The organism is Candidatus Nanopelagicales bacterium, assembly GCA_037045355.1.
Lineage (GTDB): Bacteria > Actinomycetota > Actinomycetes > S36-B12.
Map to the genome: position 1 here is coordinate 15,385 of JBAOHO010000013.1, position 17,149 is coordinate 32,533.

Sequence of the window (17,149 nt, forward strand, 5' to 3'; positions counted from 1 at the left end):
CTCACTCGGAGCGACCGTCGAGCACCACTGCTGCCTGCCAGACTTCGGGGTTGACCATCGCGTGGAATGCTCCCGGCCATTCCAACGGAAATCCGAACTATCGGGTGAATGGTCTGAGCATCAACAACGTCGACGGCCTCACCGGCGAAGACTGCGATGGTCTGAACTACAGAGTCGTCGTGCTCGATAGCAATGACGACGCTCTTAACTCGCCCGATGCCTCCGGAACGATCACCAACCAGGCATCAATCCCTGTCACGCTCGCTCCGACGGTAGATGCCGAAGATATCGAGAGCGTCTCGCTCACGATCTACGAGTGATCCGTACGGGCGGGGGGAGATCGACCCCCCCGCCCTTCTCAGGCACGTTAAGTTGCTGAAATGAGAGTGGTTCGATCTGCGGCGCCCTGGGTGGCGATCGTGCTGTTCCTCATTCTGGTGTTTCCCGCCCGATGGGGTGGATTCTTCGGAACTACGATCGTGGCTGGCGAGTCCATGGAGCCGACCCTCAGTGACCGGAGACGTCGCCTTCACGTTCAAGCGGCCCGGCTACGCGATCGGTGACGTAATCGTCTATCACCCGACTGACATTGACAGCGAGCGCCCTGATCATTCACCGAGTGATCGATGTCCGTCCCGACGGCACCTACGTCACCCAGGGCGACAACCGGGACTACCGCGGATGAGTGGTTCCCCACGACTGCGGAGATCGACGGCGGTGTCTTCGCCGTGCTGCCCAAGGTGCACACTGTCCGGTCTGCGGAGCACTGGGGTGGCCCTTCCTGGTGTTCTCGCTGCTCATCACTGTCGCCGTAGCCGTTGCGGTCTACGAGTTGGTCCGTAACGGCCTCTGGCCCACCCGGGTGGTTCTGCCGGACTTGCCCCGGTACGAAGGCGCGGAGGAGGCCTGGGACCGCAGCGAACCCCCGCCTGGCCTCAGCGAGGAAGACGTCCGTGCCGTGAGCATGCTGTCCGCCGTGCTGCGCGAGGAGTTCGTGATCCACTACGAGCCCTCGATGTCGATCCGAACCGGCGACCTGCGCGCGGTCGAGATCCATCCCCGTTGGCAGCACGCGAAGTACGGCCTGATCAAGTCCAACGTCTTCCTCCCGATGACCGAAGAGAAGCAGTTGGAGGGCGACTTCGACTTCTGGGCCGCTCGCACCGGCCTGCGGCAGGTGGCGTTGTGGCGCAGGTACGCCACGGAGGGTCTTCGTGCCTTCATCCGACTCCCACGGCTCACGGGCGGCGACCCGTTGGATCTCGTCGACACACTGCTGGCGGAGGCGGCAGTGCTGGACATCGAGCCGGACGAGATCGTTCTCGGCATTGCGCCCGGCCCCTTCATGACGGAACGCGACAACGACTGGCGCGGGCTCGAGGCCCTGGCCGACCGTGGCGTCGACCTCTGCCTGCATCATTTCAGTGCGGCCGGTCCGGCTCCTCTCGAAGTGGTGGTCGACAGCCCCGTGGACTACCTCACGCTGGACATGTCATCCACGGAACTGCCCCCGGACCCCGACAAGTCCGTCGTGTCCCGGTCGGTGGTGCGGGCCGCCAATAAGGGTGTGCTGGTGATCGGCCGAGAGGTTGAACATGAGGAGCAACTGGAGGCGCTCGCCGAGCACGGCGCGGTAGGGTTCCAAGGTCCGCTGTTCGCACCCCCGCTCGCAGCGAACATCCTCAGCGCCTTGCTGTCCGGTCTGGAGGATTCAAACCCTCAGAGCGATGAACCGGACGATTGGCCGGCTAGTGGAGTCGCCGAGGAGGAAGGGCGGCCCGCTCATGCCTAACTCGCGCAAGCGCCGCTCCCCCCTAATTTGGGTGGCCGCCGGGGCCGCGTCTGTGCTGGTCGTCACCGGGGTTGTCGTCGCGTCGGCTGCCAGCCTCAATGTCAACAGTGACTCCCTGGCCGCTGACACGCTGGACGCCTCCGGCTGCGACAGCAACGGCATCACTGTCGGCATCGCCACCCCGATGAGCTTCTCGGCCGGCAGTGCCCCGGGCTTCACCGTGATCCAGTTCGCACTGTCCGGGGTCAACTCGGCCTGCGATGGTGCTCGGTACAAGGCGACCCTGCAGAACTCCTCCGGCAACTGCACCGCTCAGGGGGATGGCACGTTGACGGTGTCGGGGGGCAACGCCACCATCGACCTACGCTCGCCGAACTGCACCCTGGGATTCAACACCGGCCTTACCCTGACCCTTTACGACTGAGCCGAGGAGGTGGACCGATGCGCGCTGGAGTACTGGGGTTACTGGCAGGTGCGGCCGCGGGCTGCCTGACCGTGGCCGCTGTTGCTTACGCCGCCGCGCCGACCAACTGGGACGGAGCCCGGATCGGCACCAGCAGTGTTGCCCTGGGTGGGTGCGACGCCACTTTGGACAGCATCGGCTCACTGCGTACGGCCTACCGCACCGCAGGTGACAGGTACGAAATCTCCTCGGTGATCGTGAGCAGTATCCCAGTGGCCTGCCAGTCGCGGGCCTATCGGGTGACCGTTGTCGACAATGTGACGGACGGCGCGGCGCTGACGGACGGCGTCCGGACCGGAACGCTTGATGGCGACTCAAGCACCACAGTGACCTACACGTCAGGGTCAGGGGCCCAGATCCAAGACCTGAACAACACCAACAGTCAAGCCCGGATCGTGGTGATCATCCGTGGGTGACACGTTGGGACGCACCTTGTGGCTGGGAATCGGAGTCGGGTTCTTGGGGGCCGTCACAGTCGGCGCTCTGGTGTTGGGTTGGTTGCCGACGAGGGGTTCCGCAGCGTCGTTGGGCACCTTGACCGTTGCCAACACCTTGAAGGTCGAGTCGAACACGATCTTGCCGGTCGCTTCGGTCCGGTCAAATGCGTTGGGTGCAGGCAACGATTTGGACAACGACGTCACGGACTACAACACCGGTGGTGGATATGTGAACAACGCGGGGCCCACTTGGAATACGGTGCGCAGCGGCAGCAATGTGACCGGTGCCTGGATCGCACCCGCCGGCAACTTCGTCGCCCGGAATTCCGGCCCGGCCGCCACCAGTTACGCACTCATCCCGTGGGTAGCGCACCGGTCCTCGCTGAGGAATCGGTCGACCAACTTCAGTACGTCGACCGACATCGGCTATGTCCTGGGGACCAATAGCACCGGCACGAGTACCGGTATTGCCGCGCGCATCTACCACGACACGGGTACTACCTATCGCGTGCAGCTGATCGATGTGGGCAGCGGATCACAATGCGGCAGTGATGACCTGAACCTCGGGAATCTTGCCGGGGACACGATCGATACCAACTTCTCGTACAACCCCGGGACGAGCACGGCGTCGGTGACCGTGACAGGCGCCCCGGTGAGCCCGGTAACGGCGACCTGTACCTACTCCGATGCCAGTGGCACCTATGCCGGTCTGGTGTCCTACGACCTGAGCACGACGCGGTACACGCTCAATGCGACGACCAACCAGACACCGACTACCGCCTTCGGGTAGGACCCGTCGGCCTACTCGTAGATCGTCAGCGCAACGCTTGCGATGTTCTTGCTGTTCACCGCGCTCGACAGGGTGATGGTCTGGCTACCGCCTGACAGTGCGACCGTCGTGTTGGCGTTGGCCAGAGAGGTATTGGCGGAGTTGGCGGCCGTGACTTTGAGATTCAAGCCCTCGCAGTCGGTGCTGACATTGGTGATCTTGATCGTCGACACGTTGAAGGTCGAGTTCGCCGGGGTCGCATTTCCGCTGAACACTGGACTGCTGCTTCCATCGGCCCAGGAGACGTCGATCGTGTCGTCGCACACGGCGACCACGGTGGTCCCGGCACCGAGTTTGTCTGAGTTGAGTCCTCCGAGGGTGGCAGCACTGGCCACACCGATCCCGGCGATACCCACTCCGAGGAGGAAGCCCAGCGCAGCCATGCGGCGGCCAGTGGAGCGTGCCATGGGCACCACCTCCATCTGCTCCGGCCGTCGCGGCTTCTATCGGCTCCGGCCGTCGCGGCTATTGTCCCCGCGCGTCAGGCGAATGTCACCCACTGACCGTCGTTGCCAGTCGAACGTCGCACGAAGTGCCGTTCTGTGAAGGTGGAACGCCCTGATCTGTCGCCGTCCTCGGTCGCCTGTCCGATGGCCGGTCCCGCTGACTACGCTGGGACCATGACGGAATCCACCCCTCTGGCGCAGGGCTTCGCCCCAGTCGATCGCGCGGCATGGCGGGCCCTGGTGGCGGCGGCCCTCGCGCGCTCCCGTGGTGAGGTCAGCCCCGACGACGCCGAGCGTCTGCTCGCCACAACCACCGATGACGACTACACCGTGTCGGCGCTGTACACGCCGGACGATGTCGCCGATCTCCCCATCCCGGCCGACCCAGGTTCCCCGGACTTCGTCCGCGGCGCAGCGCCTGCAGCGGGCATGGACTGGGACATCCGCCAGCGCCACATCACGGTGGCCGACACTCCCGCTGCTGTCACGGACGACCTGGCCAACGGCGTCACCAGCGTGTGGCTGACCGGCGGCGACCCCGACACCGTCGCGGAAGTTCTCGCTGCGGTCGACCTCGCTGACACCCCTGTGATCGTCGAGGACTTCGAACCAGGCGCCCGGCTGGCCCGAACCCTCCTGGCGAGCGAAGGGCCGCTGAACCCGGCATCGTCACTCGGCCTCGATCCGTTAGGCATTCTGGCCGCCACCGGGCGCGCACCCGACGTCGACGACACCGTGGCCCTGGCGGGGGAGGCCCAGGCGGCAGGCATCAAGGCGTTCACTATCGACGGGTCGGTCTATCACGACGCCGGTGCCTCCTTCGGCGAGGAACTCGGCGCCGTCACAGCCGCCGGACTCGCCACGCTGCGACTGCTCACCGATGCCGGGATGGACGTGGCCACGGCCGCCGGGCTGCTTGAGTTCCGCATCGTCGTCACCGACGATCAGTTCGCCTCCATCGCCAAACTCCGCGCCGCGCGCATCATGTGGGCCCGGGTTCTCGATGTCGCCGGCGCCGGCTCCGACACCGGACAGCTGCAGCACGCCACCACCTCCATCGCGATGCTGACCTCCCGCGACCCGTGGGTGAACCTGATCCGCAACTGCGTCGCCGGGTTCGCTGCGGGAGTCGGAGCGGCGGCATCCGTCACCGTCGAGCCCCACACGTTCGCCCTTGAACCGGCCGACACGTTCGCGCTCCGCATGGCCCGCAACACCCAGCTGTTGCTGCTGCAGGAGTCACACGTCGGTTTCGTCGCCGACCCCGCCGGCGGCAGCTACTACGTCGAGAACCGCACCCGACAACTCGCCGACGCCGGCTGGGCCGTCCTGCGCGAGATCGAGGCGGCCGGTGGCATGACCGCCGCGCTGGACTCCGGCGCCCTCGCCGCCCGGATCGAACGCACCTGGAACCGCACCAGTGAACGCGTCGCAGCACGCAGAGCCCCGATCACCGGGGTGAGCGAGTTCCCCGACCGCGAGCGCCGCGACACCCCGGCCCAAGGCTGGCGGCGACCCGGCGGCGGCCTGCCGCAGCACCGCGTCGCCGAAGCTTTCGAGGCGCTGCGGGACCGAGCCGACGTCGCCGCGACGGAACCCGTGATCGCGCTGATCACCCTCGGGCCCCTGGCCCGGCACGCGGCGCGCGAGACGTTCGCCACGAACCTCTTCGCCGCTGGTGGCATCAGCACCGTGTCGGTCGCCTTCGATCCGGACGTGTCGCTGGAACTCCCAGATGGTGTTGCCGCCGCTTGCGTGTGCGGCACCGACGAAGATTACGACCAACACATCGAGCAAGTCGCCTCCGCGGCCGGCGCTGCCGGAGTGCGCCGACTGCTCGTGGCAGGCAAACCCGGAGCCCGGGCCGAACGGGATGAGGCCGCCGGCGTCGTCGGCCACATCTACGTCGGGTGCGATGCGCTGGCCGTACTCACCGACACCCTCGACCTGGAGGTGCCCGCATGATCCCCCCGTTGACCGACACCGACCTGTGGGGTAGCCAGCAGGTGCCGCCCCCGACCGGCGCCCGGGGTGGCGAGACCCGCACCACCCCCGAAGGCATCGACATCAAGGACCTCTACACCGCGGCCGACACCGATGGTCTGGACTTCCTCGACACCTACCCCGGGGTCCCGCCGTTCCTGCGTGGCCCGTATCCCACGATGTACGTCACGCAGCCGTGGACCATCCGGCAGTACGCGGGTTTCTCCACCGCCGAGGACTCCAACGCTTTCTACCGGCGCAACCTCGCCGCCGGCCAGAAGGGGCTGTCGGTCGCATTCGACCTGGCCACCCACCGCGGCTACGACAGCGACCATCCGCAGGGTCACCGGCGACGTCGGTATGGCCGGTGTGGCCATCGACTCGATCCTGGACATGCAGCAACTGTTCGACGGCATCCCGCTGGACCGGATGAGCGTGTCCATGACCATGAACGGCGCGGTGCTGCCGGTCATGGCGCTGTACATCATCGCCGCCGAGGAACAGGGTGTGCCGCCGGAGAAGCTCGCGGGCACGATCCAGAACGACATCCTCAAGGAGTTCATGGTCCGCAACACCTACATCTATCCGCCCGGACCGAGCATGCGGATCATCTCGGACATCTTCGCCTACACCTCGGCGCGCATGCCGCGGTTCAACTCCATCTCGATCTCCGGCTACCACATGCAGGAAGCCGGGGCCACGGCCGATCTCGAACTCGCGTACACGCTGGCCGACGGGGTCGAGTACATTCGCGCCGGCCTGGACGCCGGACTCGGCATCGACGCGTTCGCCCCGCGGTTGTCGTTCTTCTGGGCCATCGGCATGAACTTCTTCATGGAGGTCGCCAAGATGCGCGCCGCCCGGCTGCTGTGGAGCCGACTGGTGCGCCAGTTCGACCCGCAGAAGGACAAGTCGATGTCGCTGCGTACCCACTGCCAGACGTCTGGCTGGTCACTCACGGCGCAGGACGTCTACAACAACGTCATGCGCACGACCATCGAGGCGATGGCCGCCACCCAAGGACACACCCAGTCGCTGCACACCAACGCACTCGACGAGGCGCTCGCGCTCCCGACGGACTTCTCCGCCCGGATCGCGCGCAACACCCAGCTGCTGCTCCAGCAGGAATCCGGCACCACCCGGGTCATCGACCCGTGGGGCGGCTCGTACTACGTCGAACGACTCACCCACGACCTGGCCGTGCGGGCGCTGCAGCACATCGACGAGGTCGAAGCCGCCGGCGGCATGGCGCGCGCCATCGACGAGGGCCTGCCCAAGATGCGCATCGAGGAAGCCGCCGCCCGCACCCAGGCGCGCATCGACTCCGGACACCAGGCGCTGATCGGCGTCAACCGTTACCGGCCGGCCGACGACCCGCCGGTACAGGTGCTACGGGTCGACAACACGGCGGTCCGCCGCGAGCAGATCGCCAAACTGGAGCGGCTGCGCGCCGAGCGGGATGACGCTGCCGTCGAGTCGGCCCTGGCCGCCCTCACGGCCGCTGCGCAGGCGATCGCCGACGGCACGCGCGGGCCGGGTCTGGACCAGAACCTGCTGGCGCTGTCGGTCGATGCCGCTCGCGCTCGGGCCACCGTCGGAGAGATCTCAGAAGCCGTCGAGAAGGTGTTCGGCCGACACAAGGCCACCATCCGCACCATCTCGGGCGTGTACACCCAGGAGGCGGGCGAGGTGACCAACATCGACGAGGCGCGCGCCGCCACGGACCGGTTCGCGACCGAACATGGCCGCCGGCCGCGGATCCTGGTGGCCAAGGTCGGCCAGGACGGCCACGACCGGGGTCAGAAAGTGATCGCCACCGCCTTCGCTGACCTGGGGTTCGACGTCGACGTGGGTCCGCTGTTCGCCACACCCGATGAGGTCGCCCGTCAGGCGATCGAGTCCGACGTGCACGTCGTCGGGGTGTCGTCGCTGGCCGCGGGCCATTTGACGCTGGTCCCCGCACTGCGTTCGACGCTGGACAGCCAAGGCCGGCCGGACATCCTCATCGTGGTGGGTGGGGTCATCCCGCCCGACGACTTCGAGGCTCTGCGCGCTGCCGGGGCGGCTGCCATCTTCCCGCCGGGTACCGTCATCGCCGAGGCGGCGCTGGAGTTGCTGTCCGACATCGACCGGCAGGTCGCCTGAGTGGTGCCACCCCCCGACGCAGAGGCGCTGGCTGCGGGAGTACGCCGGGGCGAGCGTGCCACGATCGCTCGGGCGATCACCGTCGTCGAGTCGACCCGACCGGATCATCGCGCGGCCGCCGCCCGGCTGCTTGCCGAGCTTCAGGCGACCCCCGCCACCGCGACCCGGCTCGGGATCACGGGTGTGCCCGGGGTCGGCAAGTCGACATTCATCGACGAGTTCGGGTCGATGCTCACCGCGGCCGGGCACCGGGTCGCCGTGCTGGCGGTCGACCCGTCCAGCACTCGGACCCATGGCAGTGTCCTGGGGGACAAGACCCGCATGGAACGCCTGGCGAACGACGAGGCCGCGTTCATCAGACCCTCACCCAGCGCCGGCACGCTGGGCGGTGTGGCCCGCTCCACGCGGGAAGCGATGGTCGTGCTCGAGGCCGCGGGCTACGACGTGGTCATCGTGGAGACCGTCGGTGTTGGTCAGTCCGAGGTCGCTGTCTCCGGCATGGTCGACACGTTCCTGCTCCTGGCGCTGGCTCGCACCGGCGATCAGCTCCAAGGCATCAAGAAGGGGATCCTCGAACTCGCCGACGTCATTGCCGTGAACAAAGCCGACGGCGAGCACGCGGTCGAGGCGCGGCAAGCTGCCCGAGAACTGTCCGGTGCTTTGCACCTGGTCGCAGGAGCGGACCAGGACGCCTGGCGGATTCCGGTGCTGACCTGCTCTGCGCTCACCGGGGCCGGGGTGCCCGAGGTGTGGGACGCGATCACCCAGCACCGCGCCTGGCTGGCGAAGTCCGGTCGGCTCGAAGAACTGCGCGCCGAACAGCGGGTCACCTGGATGTGGGACACCCTGGCGGACCAACTCATGACCCGGGTGCGGACACATCCCGCGGTCCTGGCGGAACTCGACGCCATCACGGCGCAGGTGTCGGCGGGGCAAGTGGCGCCTGGTGAGGCGGCCCACACCCTGCTCGCCCTCGCCGGACTCACCTGACCGGACCGCGGTCCTCTCGGCGGCGGCTGACCTTCGCGGTACTCGTCACCGGCGGCGGCTCAGCGCCCGCCACACCCAGCTATTGCCGATGCGTTCGCCACTGGCCACGTACTCCAGCACCTGCGGAACACCCAGGATGGTGTCGAGTTTGCGGCGCCCGGTCACGCTGCAGGCGAGCAGGAGTTGATCGCCTGCAGCCAGTACCTCGTCGTCCCCCGGCGCGGGAACGACGTCGTCGCCACGGCGCAGCAACAGTGCCGTGCATTCCAGTGGCAGGGTGCGGTCCTGCGGATCACGCAGCAGTTCCCCGAGATGCGCGTGACCGCTGTCGAGCCACGACCGCAACGCAGGATTGTCCGCCCCGGTGAGCACCGGTTCGTACAGTCCCGGACGGTGCCGACCACACGACGTCTGCATACGCTCGAGCAGGTCTGCGGACCATTCATCAGAGTGGGTCCGTGCCTCTTGGAGGAACCGCCACAACATGGGGTCACCGATCCGGGCCAGGACCTCGTGGGCGATGAGTCGGGTCGGCACCAGCACCGAGTCGATGGCCACGGAGTCGAACAGTGGAGCGTTGACGGGCTGGTTCTGCCGGGCCACCAGGTACAGATCCGGATTGGCCCGCCGGGCAGCGACGATCAGCGACAGGTTCGTGGTGTCGTTGTCCGTGGCCGCGGTGAACGCTGCGGCGTGGGTGAGATCCGCGCGTTGCAGGACCTCGGGTTCGGTCGCGTCGCCCAGAATCCGAGCGGCACCACCGGTCGCCGTGTCCGTGGTCTCGATGACCGTGACCTCGATACCGTGCCTGAGCAGGTCATGGACCAGCCGTGAACCGAACCGACCGTAGCCGCACACCACCCAACGTCCAGCGCGCGGCAACTCCGGGTCTTCGGGCAGGACAGTCCCGGGATCGGAAGTCAGCCACGTGGCCAGGCGGGCAGTGTCGGGAGCGGTCACCGCGAGCATGAGTTCGTCACCGAACAGGTTGAACGGGTCGACGATCTGGGGCTCGCCGAAGTCGAGCATGCGTTCGGCGATGAGGTCGTCCATCGTGCGGGCGACGACCGGGAGATCCGGGCGCAGCAGGGCGGCTGCCATGACGACCGCCAGGTTGGCCTCGTCGTCGCTGGTCAACGCGATGACTCCGGCGCACTTCGGGTGATTCAAGCCGGCGCGGATCAGTTCCTCGGGGTTGCGGGCGTCGCCGACATGCCCCGGGACGTCATTGTGGAATGACGCGAGTTCGAGGGAGTCGATACGGGTCTGGTCGATGTCCAACACCACCAGCCGACGGTCCATGTCATCGAGAGACCGAGCCAGCAGTTCCCCCGCCTGGCCGAAGCCGACGAGGAGCAGGAACGGTTCGCGCAGCAGTCGTACGGAGCGGGAGAAACGCTGGGTGCTCACCGCGGTCTTGAAACCCGTGTCACCCAACAAGGAGAAGACGGTGCCGATCGCGTATGCCCACGCGATGACCGTCAGGTAGATGCAGATCGTGACCCACATCCGCTGCCCGGTGCTGAACGGATGGGGGATCTCGCCATAGCCGATGGTGGAGGCCGTGTAGCTCATGAAGTAGAAGGCATCGAAGATGTCCATGCGCCAAGGCTTGCCGTCGACGTCCTGACCGGGGATCAGGGTGAGCCCGAACACCGACACGGCGAACGTGACGATCAGCACGAGCAGTGGGGCGCGCATCTTGCGCAGGACCAGGAAGATCGCCGTGGACGATGGGCCGTTGTCCTGCGACGGCAGGTTCGAGGGGGTCGGTTCGGAGACGATCACGTGCGGCGGAACGACGCGGTTTCGATCACGAGCAGGACGACCGACACGATGTTCGCGAACAGGGCGCCCGCTGACAGCGACACGACGCTGGCCATGTCGGGGCCGGTGATGCCGCCGTCGGTGACGTTGTTGAAGTAGGACCACAGCGCAGCCGCGGCGACCAACTGCAGGCTGGCGACCAGGCTGGTCGCGAGGTGGATTGCTCCCATCTGGGTGCGGTCGCCGAACTTCAGCACGGTCACGATCAAGTTGATGATCACCGCGGCCATCAACTCGTAGATGTTGTGCAACTCAGGTCGGTCGATGTCACCGACGAAGAACCCGAAGTTCAAGGTGGCGGCCAGCAGCACGAAGAAGCCGAAGACGACCTTCTCGAGGTTCATGCCACCTCCCCATGCTCACGCTTCAGTTTCGAGCTCATGCGAGCGCCTCAGTCCGATCTCATGCGAGCGCCTCGGTCCGAACTCAGGCGAGCGCGTCGGTTCGAGCTCGTGCAACCTCGAGCGTAGCCAGTTCGATCGCGCGGGTGTTCGGAATCGTGTCACTCGGCAGCAGGGGCGGCTGCCAGCGGCTCAGGCGTGAGTGGCCGCGGTTGGGCCCGCCCGGTGGAGCGCAGATGCTGGTAGCCGAACACGATGGCGCTGGCGAGCAGCACCTGGCTGACGGCGATCAGCGTGTACATGAGCCGGTACTCGCTGGTGGCGGTGACGTCTCCGGTCGAGGACAGAAGGACGACAGTGGGAGTGAGGAACGTGACGTAGATCCAGTAGTTGCCGCCTGATCGCATGAACAGGGCGATCGTGAGGGTCAGCAGCGCGAGCAGGATCTGCAGTCCGTGATCGGGAACGGCGGCGCCGATTCCCGCGGCGATCAGTGCACCGAGTACGGTGCCGACGACTCGGTACACGGATCTCCGCAGCGACAACAGTGGACCGAGTTGGGTGACGGCGATCAGCGTGAGGATGAGCCAGGCTCCCTGGGAGCTGGGGCGCACGACGAGAACGGCGAAGGTATTGGCGGAACACAGCACCGTGATCACGATCGTGTAGGTCAGGGCATCCGCCCGGGACGCTGGTTGCAGTGCCAGGAGTCGGCGATGCTTCGCCAGGATCGGCACGACGAGCGCCATCCACAGAGCGCCGCCGAACAGCAGCAGGCTCAACACGCCGACATACGCCGTGCTCGTGCGATCGATCGGGATTTCACCCAGATGGGGGGGATGGATCAGCGGGTAAGCCAGCACCAGCGGGATCATCGTGAAGGACGTGTGCATGCCCCACAGGGCGGTCATCCCCGCGCCCAGGCACAGCAGCGCCATGATGGCGGCCCCGGCGATGGGAACCTCACCGGCCACGATCGCCACGGGAGCGGCGAGCAGCAGCAGGAAAGACTGGAACAGGGCGATCTTCTGCCCCGCGGACATCGCGGCGACGGCCCCAACGATCGCACCCAGCAACAGAGGTGCGGCCGCCTCGGACGACCAGACCACGCCCGCGATGATGCCGGGCAGGGCCAGGATCAACACGAAGACGACACTTTGGATCAGGCGGTGGATCACCGCTTTCGAACCGGGAGCGGGCTTCTTGGCATCCGGTCCTTCGGCCCCACCGGGTCGTTCGGTCCTATCGGCGTGCGCTGGCCCAGTCGGTGGCGGGGGCGGGGAGTCGGATGCTGTCACGTTCGCCATGGTGCCAGTCCGAACAGTCGGGCGTCGCGAGTACTCTGCGGGCGTGACTTTGTACGCCGCCTACGCCACGAGCCTGGACCCCTCGCGGCTGTCGGCCATAGCTCCACACTCGCCGCCCCGGGGAACCGGCTGGCTGTCGGGGTGGCGGCTGACCTTCGGTGGCGGGGACCTGGGCTGGGACGGTGCGTTGGCCACCGTGGTCGAGGACCCCGACTCGCAGGTCTTCGTGATGTTGTACGACCTCAACGCCGCCGATGAGCGTTCCCTGGACCGATGGGAAGGGACCGACCTGGGCCTGTGGCGCAAGATCCGGGTCCGTGTCGCCACGTTGAACGGGTCACCGTTGGCGTGGGTGTACGTGCTCGACGCTTTCGAAGGTGGCCTGCCGTCGGCGCACTACTTGGGGCTGATCGCAGACGCGGCCGAGGCCGGCGGCGCACCCGCGGACTACGTCACGGCCCTGCGCCGACATCCGTGCCGTTCGATCGCCGACTGACATTCGACGGGGGTGACCACCGTCCGAGGGCGAGGGCGAGAGCGAGGGCGAGAGCAATGCGCACTCTGGTCGCAGTGCCGACGCCATGACTGGTGAGAAGGCAGAGTCACCGTCGCTGCTTCGGATGGACTCGCAGCGCGGCAGAATGCCCCATGTGACAGCAGTGGTGATCATCGGTGGCGGACCCGGCGGATACGAGGCGGCCCTGGTGGCGGCGCAGAACGGGGCGGAGGTCACCGTCATCGAGCGCCACGGCATCGGGGGTTCGGCCGTCCTCACCGACTGTGTGCCGAGCAAGGCGCTCATCGCGACCTCCGAGATTCTCACCATGGCGGGTGAGTCGCACAACCTAGGAGTGACGATCCACGGTGAGCCGGCTCGCCCCGATCTGTTGTCGGTGCGGCTCGACGAGGTCAACGCCCGGATCCGGGAGTTGGCCCGCCAACAGTCCGTCGACACTCGCGCCACGCTCATCGCGGCGGGGATCGCCGTCCAACGCGGTACTGGTCGTCTGCTCGCACCGGATCGGATCGAGGTCACCTCCGATCATGGACTCACCCAGATCGATGCGGACGTCGTCCTGATCGCCACGGGGGCTCGACCGCGCGAACTTCCCGGCACGGACGTCGATGGCGAGCGGATCCTGAACTGGGAGCAGTTGTACAACTTGGGTGAACTCCCCGAGCGGTTGATCGTGGTGGGCTCCGGGGTCACCGGGGCGGAGTTCGCCTCCGCCTACCGGGCGATGGGCAGCGACGTCGTGCTCGTGTCGTCTCGAGACCGGGTCCTGCCCGCAGAAGACGCTGACGCGGCTGCGGTGCTGGAGCGGGCTTTCCGTCGCCGCGGAGTCGAGGTCCGGGCAAGGAGCCGGGCGCAGCGTGCCGTGCGGACCGGTGACCGGGTCGAGGTGTTCCTCTCCGACGGATCAGTGGTGTCCGGGTCGCATTGCCTGCTGGCTGTCGGCTCGGTGCCCAACACCGACGGAATGGGGTTGGCCGAGGCGGGCGTGATCACGGATGACCGCGGGTTCATCACCGTCGACAGGGTCTCGCGGACATCCGCGCGAGGTGTCTACGCAGCCGGTGACTGCACCGGAGTGATGATGCTCGCCTCGACCGCCGCGATGCAGGGCCGCATCGCCATGTGGCACACGATGGGTCAGGCGGTTCATCCGTTGGATCTGCGCATGGTGTCGAGCAATGTGTTCACGGAGCCGGAGATCGCGACTGTCGGCTACTCGCAAGCCGACGTCGATGCCGGAGTCATCAATGCGGATGCGGTCACCCTCGGGTTGCAGACCAACGCACGCGCCAAGATGCAGGGGTTCGACGACGGGTTCGTGAAGTTGTTCTGCCGGCGGGGCACTCGGATCGTCGTCGGCGGTGTCGTGGTGGCGCCGAAGGCGAGTGAGCTGATCCATGCGGTGACCATGGCGGTCGACCAGCGGTTGACCGTCGATCAGGTGGCGGGCACGTTCACCGTCTATCCGTCGCTCTCGGGTTCGATCGCCGAAGCGGCCCGGCAGCTGCACGTCACCGATTGACGGCGGCGGAGTCCGGACTCACCATCAGCCGCCGGGTGTCGACAGCCTCGAAGGCGCCCGCGGGTACCTGCTTCAGCTGGTCGATGAGGTCCTCGGGCCAGCGATCGTCGGCCGTGCCCTGGAAGTACCACGCACCACCATTGTCGGCGAGCACCATTCCGTAGCGCCGCATGCCCTGAAGTACGACTTGGGCCTGCGGCGAGTAACCGGAGATGTCGAATGATCGCTTGAGTCGGAACCGCGCCCCCATGGGCGGGTAGGAGGGATCCGCAGTGGCGCCCGCTTGATGTCGAGCCGGCCATAAGTAGCGCCGGCTCGTGGTCGGTGCGGTGAATCTGATCGCGTGGAACACCTTGCCGGCCGCGACCTCGTCGTAGGTCAGCAACCCGGGAAGGATCGGCAATCCCGCTGCGTCGGCCGAGGTCCAACCGCGGGGCCGCAGGGCGTTCGAACGCAGATCCCACGTTGCGCCCGACCCCGCCGTCCAGGTGCCGCCCGACGAGTGTGTGTCCCAGGTTTCGTAGAGCCGGCACGTGTCCCGGTCGATCACGATCGCGTGCCGGTCTCCGTCGGACTCCCGTCCGCCCTCGATGAACGTGTCCGGGCCCAGCGGGTAGCGCACGTCGTCGCTCTCGTCGGCGTAGTCGAACTGGACCGCGACCGTCGCGTGGGAGGAGTCGACCACCGTGACACCGATGCCGTAGGGGACCGACTGTTCGCCGTAACTGGGGCCGAAGTCGGGGTGCAAGGACTCGGAGCGGCCGATCGTGCGCAGCCATGCCCGGGATCGCCGGGCGACGGGCAGACGGTCGACTCGTGTCCGCCAGTAGTTGTTCGCCGGGAACGTGGGACACGTGGTGCCGGGGACGTTCCCGGTCGCAGAAGCTGCCGCAGCCGCCCGGGCAGCCCCGGGTGCCGCGAGCGGTGCGGGAGCGGAACCAGGCGTCAGTGCCGCGGCGCCGCAGGCGAGCACTGCGCCGACGGCGGCGATGCCAGCGTGACTGAGTCTCATGGGTTCGTTCTCATGGGTTCGGTTCTCATGGGTTCGGTTCTCATGGGTACATTGTCGGCAGCAGAAGACCGGTTCGATAGCGCCGTTCGGTCAGAATCCGCCGCCGCCGAAGTCGCCGCCCCCACCGAAGTCGCCCCCGCCGCCGAAGTCACCCCCACCGAAGTCGCCCCCACCGAAACCTCCGCCGAAGTCCCCGCCGAAACTGCCCCCTCCGAAGTCGCCGCCCCCATCGGACGATCCCGTGCCTTCGGCGCCGTACGCGTAACCGCCGGACATCATCGAGCCCATCATGGTCCCGATCAGCAAGGCGGGCAGGACGCTGCCGAACGAGTCGTAGTAGCCCTGCGCGTAGGGCGCGTACTGGGGCCCACCTTGCCAGTAGGGCACCGATCGGCCGTCGGATGCGGTGACCTGCCGCGGCGCCGGATCGCGGCCCGCGGTGATGGCTTGAGCGCACCGCACACACGCCGGGATCTCCCGCGGAGCGGCTGCTCCCATCGGCGTGTACATCACATCCTCGGTGCTGGGACCGTGGCGGGGATCGATGAAGCACGGGGGTCGGCGAGCCGGCATCGGGTCGCCGTCGAGTTGCGCTGCGACACACGCGACGGCGTAGCGACCGTCTTCCAGATGGGTGGTCACCGTGCCCGCATCGGCGGGTGAGGACAGGGAGGCCAGCGCGGACTTGGCCTTCTCATAGGAGTCCAACGCGGCCTCGAGCTGGTCGCGGGCCGGCTGGTCCAGGCGGCTGTCACTCATATCGAACTGGGTCAGCCGCTCCCCGTATTCGGTGATGTCTTCCTCGAGGACCCCGGTGACGTCGCGCAGTTCCCGGGCTCGGCGCTGCTTGTTCTTCTGACTACTGCGGTAGATGAGCAACCCGCCTCCGGCGACACCGGCCCCGAGCAGGACGGCGAGGACCCAGGGGAAACCGGAGGGATTCGCCTCGGAAAAGGATGTCGGCACTGTGCCGCCGTACCGTTCGGCACTCGCCGCGACGAAGCCTTGCAGCACTGCGTAGGTTCCCGCCCCGCGGTACTCCTTGATGGCGGCGTCGGCGAGGTCGGTGACCGTTGGGGAGCGGGTCGAACCGGCGCGGAAGTCGTTGCCCACGACGACGGCGTAGATGCCGGGACGGTTCACCTTGTCGGGCAGCGCGGCCAGCACGTCGTTGGGGGTCGGGTACTGCGTGTCCAGCGTGGACGCGGGCAGGACCGCGATGAAGTACGGCAGCCCCGTCTCGCGGACGTCGGCGATGAGCGCCTGGGTCTCGGCGCTGGTCATCGCCCGCTCGGCGGAGGTGTCGTTGTACACCGGGGTGGCGGTCAGACTCGCGGCGACGGCGTCGAGCGAGGTCCGGGCGGACCCGGCGCCGACGGGAACAGCCAGCAGTGCCGCCACTGCGACGAGCAGGAGGAGCGCGACTCGGCGAGGTGTCATGAGGTCACACTAACCTCGGGGGCCGACTCAACCTCGGGGGCCAGGCGGAGCCTCGGGGGCCAGCGGAGCCTCGGGGGGCGCAGACGCCGAGGGAGCGG

General features: G+C 67.3%; 15 protein-coding genes and 1 pseudogene. 10 read left to right on the plus strand and 6 right to left on the minus strand.

What is annotated here, in order from left to right; translation table 11 throughout:
• The first annotated feature begins 50 nt into the window (after nt 1-50).
• The 5 genes from V9E98_06670 (at nt 51) to V9E98_06690 (ending at nt 3,482) form a co-directional block, all read left to right on the plus strand.
• Nucleotides 51-320, plus strand: coding sequence for a hypothetical protein (locus V9E98_06670; protein ID MEI2716663.1), 270 nt, complete (start codon nt 51-53; stop codon nt 318-320).
• 464 nt (nt 321-784) lie between these two features.
• Nucleotides 785-1,792, plus strand: a complete 1,008-nt coding sequence (locus V9E98_06675; protein ID MEI2716664.1) for an EAL domain-containing protein — start codon at nt 785-787, stop codon at nt 1,790-1,792.
• Nucleotides 1,793-1,823: 31 nt separating this feature from the next.
• Nucleotides 1,824-2,216, plus strand: coding sequence for a hypothetical protein (locus V9E98_06680; protein ID MEI2716665.1), 393 nt, complete (start codon nt 1,824-1,826; stop codon nt 2,214-2,216).
• A gap of 17 nt (nt 2,217-2,233) precedes the next feature.
• Nucleotides 2,234-2,671 carry a hypothetical protein gene (locus V9E98_06685; GenBank protein MEI2716666.1) on the plus strand — a complete coding sequence of 146 codons (438 nt, stop codon included), beginning with the start codon at nt 2,234-2,236 and terminating at the stop codon, nt 2,669-2,671.
• Nucleotides 2,664-3,482 (plus strand): hypothetical protein, encoded by an 819-nt coding sequence (locus V9E98_06690; protein ID MEI2716667.1) that lies wholly within the window; start codon nt 2,664-2,666, stop codon nt 3,480-3,482. Before V9E98_06685 ends, V9E98_06690 begins: the two co-directional genes overlap by 8 nt.
• A gap of 11 nt (nt 3,483-3,493) precedes the next feature.
• Here V9E98_06690 and V9E98_06695 read toward each other — a convergent pair whose 3' ends face one another.
• Entirely contained in the window at nt 3,494-3,928 is a 435-nt protein-coding gene (locus V9E98_06695) for a hypothetical protein (GenBank protein ID MEI2716668.1), read from the minus strand.
• 213 nt (nt 3,929-4,141) lie between these two features.
• Here V9E98_06695 and V9E98_06700 point away from each other — a divergent pair, with 213 nt between their 5' ends.
• The 3 genes and pseudogenes from V9E98_06700 to meaB all read left to right on the plus strand — a co-directional run bounded on the left by V9E98_06700 (nt 4,142) and on the right by meaB (nt 9,085).
• Entirely contained in the window at nt 4,142-5,932 is a 1,791-nt protein-coding gene (locus V9E98_06700; protein ID MEI2716669.1) for a methylmalonyl-CoA mutase family protein, read from the plus strand.
• Nucleotides 5,929-8,095, plus strand: a pseudogene (gene scpA / locus V9E98_06705) (methylmalonyl-CoA mutase). Before V9E98_06700 ends, scpA begins: the two are co-directional and overlap by 4 nt.
• Nucleotides 8,096-9,085: a methylmalonyl Co-A mutase-associated GTPase MeaB gene (gene meaB / locus V9E98_06710; protein ID MEI2716670.1), complete on the plus strand. Its 990-nt coding sequence runs from the start codon at nt 8,096-8,098 to the stop codon at nt 9,083-9,085.
• Between the two features lie 45 nt (nt 9,086-9,130).
• Here meaB and V9E98_06715 read toward each other — a convergent pair whose 3' ends face one another.
• From V9E98_06715 to V9E98_06725, 3 genes are all read right to left on the minus strand, one after another.
• Nucleotides 9,131-10,873 carry an NAD-binding protein gene (locus V9E98_06715; GenBank protein MEI2716671.1) on the minus strand — a complete coding sequence of 581 codons (1,743 nt, stop codon included), beginning with the start codon at nt 10,871-10,873 and terminating at the stop codon, nt 9,131-9,133.
• A complete protein-coding gene (locus V9E98_06720) occupies nt 10,870-11,256 on the minus strand; it encodes a DUF6394 family protein (GenBank protein MEI2716672.1) in 387 nt (128 codons plus the stop codon). Before V9E98_06720 ends, V9E98_06715 begins: the two co-directional genes overlap by 4 nt.
• Before the next feature lie 158 nt (nt 11,257-11,414).
• Nucleotides 11,415-12,551 carry an FUSC family protein gene (locus V9E98_06725; GenBank protein ID MEI2716673.1) on the minus strand — a complete coding sequence of 379 codons (1,137 nt, stop codon included), beginning with the start codon at nt 12,549-12,551 and terminating at the stop codon, nt 11,415-11,417.
• A gap of 52 nt (nt 12,552-12,603) precedes the next feature.
• Between V9E98_06725 and V9E98_06730 the strand changes: the two genes are divergently transcribed.
• Complete coding sequence (locus tag V9E98_06730; GenBank protein MEI2716674.1) at nt 12,604-13,056, plus strand: gamma-glutamylcyclotransferase; 453 nt, start codon at nt 12,604-12,606, stop codon at nt 13,054-13,056.
• 85 nt (nt 13,057-13,141) lie between these two features.
• The gene (locus V9E98_06735) at nt 13,142-14,599 is read left to right on the plus strand and encodes an NAD(P)H-quinone dehydrogenase (protein ID MEI2716675.1); all 1,458 of its coding nucleotides are present in this window, start codon (nt 13,142-13,144) and stop codon (nt 14,597-14,599) included.
• Here V9E98_06735 and V9E98_06740 read toward each other — a convergent pair.
• Nucleotides 14,589-15,611 (minus strand): hypothetical protein, encoded by a 1,023-nt coding sequence (locus V9E98_06740; GenBank protein ID MEI2716676.1) that lies wholly within the window; start codon nt 15,609-15,611, stop codon nt 14,589-14,591. The two genes, V9E98_06735 and V9E98_06740, sit on opposite strands and share 11 nt — an antisense overlap.
• Nucleotides 15,612-15,701: 90 nt before the next feature.
• On the minus strand, nt 15,702-17,051 hold the full coding sequence (locus V9E98_06745; protein MEI2716677.1) for a hypothetical protein: 1,350 nt from the start codon (nt 17,049-17,051) through the stop codon (nt 15,702-15,704).
• Nucleotides 17,052-17,149: the final 98 nt, after the last annotated feature.